At 61.4% G+C, this 4,487-nt stretch carries 4 protein-coding genes; 1 reads left to right on the forward strand and 3 read right to left on the reverse strand.

The window, feature by feature from the left end:
- Window positions 1–2,164 (reverse strand): DPP IV N-terminal domain-containing protein (locus VEK15_21955; protein HXV63380.1); only part of this gene is annotated, 2,164 nt, incomplete at its 3' end.
- Window positions 2,165–2,407: 243 nt separating this feature from the next.
- Between VEK15_21955 and VEK15_21960 the strand changes: the two genes are divergently transcribed.
- On the forward strand, window positions 2,408–3,571 hold the full coding sequence (locus tag VEK15_21960; protein ID HXV63381.1) for a histidinol-phosphate transaminase: 1,164 nt from the start codon (window positions 2,408–2,410) through the stop codon (window positions 3,569–3,571).
- Between the two features lies 1 nt (window position 3,572).
- Here VEK15_21960 and VEK15_21965 read toward each other — a convergent pair whose 3' ends face one another.
- Together VEK15_21965 and VEK15_21970 are read right to left on the reverse strand one after the other, a co-directional pair.
- Complete coding sequence (locus VEK15_21965; GenBank protein ID HXV63382.1) at window positions 3,573–4,091, reverse strand: nuclear transport factor 2 family protein; 519 nt, start codon at window positions 4,089–4,091, stop codon at window positions 3,573–3,575.
- A 112-nt stretch (window positions 4,092–4,203) separates the two neighbouring features.
- The coding region (locus VEK15_21970; GenBank protein ID HXV63383.1) for a hypothetical protein at window positions 4,204–4,487 on the reverse strand (284 nt) is incomplete at its 5' end.

Below are 4,487 nucleotides of genomic sequence, written 5' to 3' on the forward strand. Positions count from 1 at the left end.
CCTTCATTAACGCGTGGGCAAGCTGCATGGTCAGGCTCGGAGGCACATTGTCGTCGAGCTCGCCGTGAACGAGCAGGAGTTTTCCTACGAGGCGGTCGGCCAGACTCGTGTTCGCTTGATTCGTGTAGTTCACTTCACTGACGAGACCGTGATACCGCTCACCCCATGCCGTGATGTAGCTCGCTTGGTCATGGTTGCCGGCGGAGGAGACCGCCACCTTGTAGAATTCGGGGTACTGCAGGATAGCCCGTGCCGATGCATATCCCCCGCCCGAATGGCCGTAGATGCCCACCCGATCGATGTCGAGGAAAGAGTAGCGCCCGGCCAGCTGCTTCAACCCCTGGACGTGATCTTCGAGACCTCCCGCATCACCGATGTTCCGGTAGGAAACGTCATGAAAAGCCTTCGAACGCAAGGGCGTTCCCAGTCCATCCAACGTCACCACCACGAACCCGAGCTCGGCGAAGCTGGCGGCTTCGCCGAAGGGATCCGAGTAGGCCGCCGCGAAAGAGACCGGAGCTCGTGAGATCTGGGGTCCTGGATAGATGCTGTCCAGCACGGGATAACTCTTCGACGAATCGAACTTCGTAGGTCGATACAGGACTCCATAGAGATCCGTCTCTCCATCTCGCGCTTTCACGGTGAAGCGCTCGGGAGTTCGCCAGCCGGCTTCGAGCAGTTTCTCCACATTCGCTTCCGCCAACGTGAGGAGAGTCTCTCCTTCGGTGTCCCGTAAGAGCGTCACGGGGGGTTCGTCGGGCGTGGAGAACGTATCTAAGAAGAAAGAGCCGGACGGCGTCATCTTCACCGTGTGATCGGCATCCTCGGGTGTGAGGAGGTCCATGGTTCCATCGTCGAGATGGGCGCGATACAAGTGGCGGAAGTAAGGATCGCGATTCGGATCGACGCCACCTGCCGTGAAGTACACTCGGCGCGAACCTTCGTCGACGTGGACGATGTCACGAACGACCCATGGACCGGTCGTCACGCGGTTCTTCAGATGCCCACTCTCTCCATCGTAGAGATAGAGGTGAGCCCAGCCGTCTCTCTGCGAGAACCAGATGATTTCCCCGCTGCTCTCGAGGACACGGACATTCGGACGTCCACCCACCAGAAGATGGGGCTCGACGTAGGTCTCGCTCTCCTCCTCCACCAGTTTCCTGGTCGAACCATCTTGCGCGTCGATTTTCCAGAGTCGCAGTACTTTGAACCCTCGTTCGTTCTCGAGGAGGTAGAGATTGCGCCCCTTCTCATCCCACCAAATCGACTGCATGGCCAGAGCGCTCATGAACTCGGCTCCCCGAGGCGGGCGATCGACTCGGATCTTCCAGTTCTTCTCGAGATCGAAGATCACGTACTCGACGAGCGGAAGATCCCAGTCTCCCGGAAGGGGAAACCGATAGGCATGCACGGCAGGACGGCGCCCGGGCTTCTTCGGCACCGATTGGATCAGGTGAAGCTCCTCCACTTGACGTTGATCTACGCGAACGGTGACGATCTTCTTCGAATCGGGCGACCAGATCACAGTTGCCCCGGGCAAGCGTCCTTGCACCATCTCGGTCACGGCGGTCAGGCGAGTATCGGGCTCGACCGCCCACGCGTGATCTCTTTCTCCGTCGTTGGTGAGCCGAAACTCCGTTCCACTCGATACGTCCCGAAGGAAAAGGTCGTAATCACGGACGAAAGCCACTCGCTTTTCGTCGGGAGACATCACTTCTTGAGGCGCAGGTGATGTCGGTTCCGTCGTCTTCGTGCACTCCGAGCTTTCCAGATCGAACGTCCACCAATCCTCCTTCCACGAAAAGACGATCCGTGAATCCCGCTCGAATCGGACACTCTTGAAAGGCAGACGGTTCGGGTCCACTTCGTTGCCCGAAACCTTCGCGAGCGACTCTGCGAGCTTCACGTGATCGAAGGCCGGCCGGCGCTTTTTCTCGGCTGGATCCACGAGCGCGAATTCATGTCCTCGAGGCCCTTCGTCTACGAACCAGAACCGTTCGGAGTCCCCGATCCAGTGCGGCGTCACCTCGAGGTTGAACACGAGCTTCGCGAGATTCTCCGGCAAGAAGTGTTCGGCGCGCTCGTAGTCCTCGAGCGTTCCCTGACCGTAAACCAGTCCAGAGACGAGAAGCGTCGTCCCGAGAGCGAACGTCCTGAAGCGCATGTCGATCCTCCACGGAGAGCATGTCGGCCACGTCGAGTCGGAGAGCAGTCTAGCAAAATGAGAGGTTGTGATCGTCACGACCAGACATGATCGCAGGTGACGACGCTCCTGAGACAACAGCGTTTCGAGGGACGATCCGTCGCGAACGGCTATACGTCATCCCCAGCGCCGCGAGGCCAAGCGCCAGACCCGGCGCTAGCGCGCTTCGGTTTATGATGTCCGTCAATTCAGGAGGGTGTACCCATGCTGCAGCGTCGATCCATGGACCGTCGTAGCTTCTTTCGAACGGCCGCGGTGGGGGGCGCAGGGCTCGCGATGGTCGGCACGCCCGCCTGGGATGCCGCAGCCCAGATCGTGGAAGGGACCACGCTGCGCAACATCCGCGGGGTCGGGCTCGACGATCCCGCTCTCGTGCAGCTGTCGATCAACGAGAACCCGCTCGGCTCCTCCCGTCTCGCCATCGAGGCGGTGGCCAGGCGCATGTTCGGTATGAACCGCTATCCCTTTCACAACCAGCTCGAAGAGGCCCTCGCGAAACATCACGACATCCCGGTCGAGACGGTGCTCACGGGCGTCGGCTCGTCGGAGATTCTGAACCTCGTCGTGCTCGCCGCTTTCTTCGATCGCGAAGGCAACACCGTCACGGCCTTTCCGTCCTACCCGGATCCGCACGAGAAGACCGCGGCTCTCGGACGCGAGGTGAAGAAAGTCGCTCTCAAAAACGACTGGGGCGTCGACCTCGAGGCGATGGCGAGGGCCATCGACGCCGACACGCGGCTCGTCAGCATCTGCAACCCGAACAATCCGACGGGCCAGCTCTTGAACGCGCGTGAGCTCGAGCTGTTCGTTCAATCCGTGCCCAAGGACGTCATCGTTTGCATCGACGAGGCCTATATCGACTTCGTCGATGAGCCCGGCTATCCCTCCACCATCCCGCTCGCCCAGCGGATGGATAACGTGGTGGTCACGAGGACGTTCTCGAAAGCCTACGGGCTCGGCGGAGTGCGGGTCGGCTACGGGATCGGCCATCCGGATCTCCTGAAGCGTCTCGCGCGGTTCGGCATCGGGATGCTTCACAAGAACACGCTCTCGATTGCGGCGGCGATTGCAGCCCTCGAAGACCAGGAGCATGTGGCGCGCTCGGTGGAAGTCGCGCGCGAGGGGAAGGCCTATCTCTATTCGCAGCTCGAAGCGATGGGCTATGAGCCGCTCCGGACCCACACGATCTTCGTCACACTCCACGTGGGGCCCAAGCTCGAAACCTTCCTCGAGCTCCTTCGCGAGCAGAAGGTGCAGGTTCGCCAGGCCTTCGACATGGAAGGTTACATGCGGGTTTCCGTCGGCTTGCCCCGGGAGAACGAGGCGTTCATCTCGGAGTTCCAGAAGCTCAGCAGCATGCCCAATTGAATCAACGTCGCTCGCCGCAATAAGACGTGCCCTCGCAGTGGGTCGGGACGAAGATCTCGGCGCGAATGAGCCACCGGTCGGAGACGCGCTGCCACTTCGCGAGGTAGGTGCCGCCGATTCGCAGCTCGCCCTCCTCCTCCGTCCAGCTCCCCTCCCAATCGCCCCACTCATAAGCCATGCCCCAGGGCTCGTAGAGTCCGATCTCTCGCGGTGTGCGGACATAGACGACGTCGGGACGTTCTTCGAAGTGACTCGCGAAGCTCGCGCGGTTCGCTTCCCGCCCGGTGACGGCCAGATTGGTCGAGGCGACGAGGCTGTAGTCTTCCGTCCAGGACGAAGCCACCCGCTCGGCGTCGTGAGCGCGGATGGCTGCGTTGGAAGCCGCGCGGGCCTCACGAATGCGCGTCTCCTCCGTTCTCTGCTTCCTCTCCATCCGGGGCGAGCTCGTGGCTCGAGCAACCGGAAGCAGGAGAACCGCTCCCAGAGCGGCGGCAAGGGTTCGTTGGATCGAGATCGGCATGATTTACGCCTCTGCGGGGCGTCGTCACGGCGGCGATAGTATTCCAAACTTCCGTCGTGCTGCCACAGCACGGAGCCCGGCCACCACTTCCACAGCGAAAAAGATGAACAAGTTACAATGCCGTCCACTCATGGTAAGGAAAATGCCGTCGCACCCGATGCTTGTCGCCTTCGCCTCCGGTCTCTGTTGCTCGTCCGCAATAGCCGGATCCCAGGAGATGACGCCGGGGCACGCGTGGGTCCTCGATGGAGGCACGCTCATCGACGGCACGAGTGGTTCCCTCCAGCGGCAGAGTCGCCTCGTTGTCAACGGTGAGATGATCGCTTGCGTCGGGAACGCCGAGCGCTGCCCGACGCCAGCCGGCGCCCAGGTCGTCGAGCTCGACGAGCCTTTCTG

Source organism: Vicinamibacteria bacterium (genome assembly GCA_035620555.1).
Lineage (GTDB): Bacteria > Acidobacteriota > Vicinamibacteria > Marinacidobacterales > SMYC01 > DASPGQ01.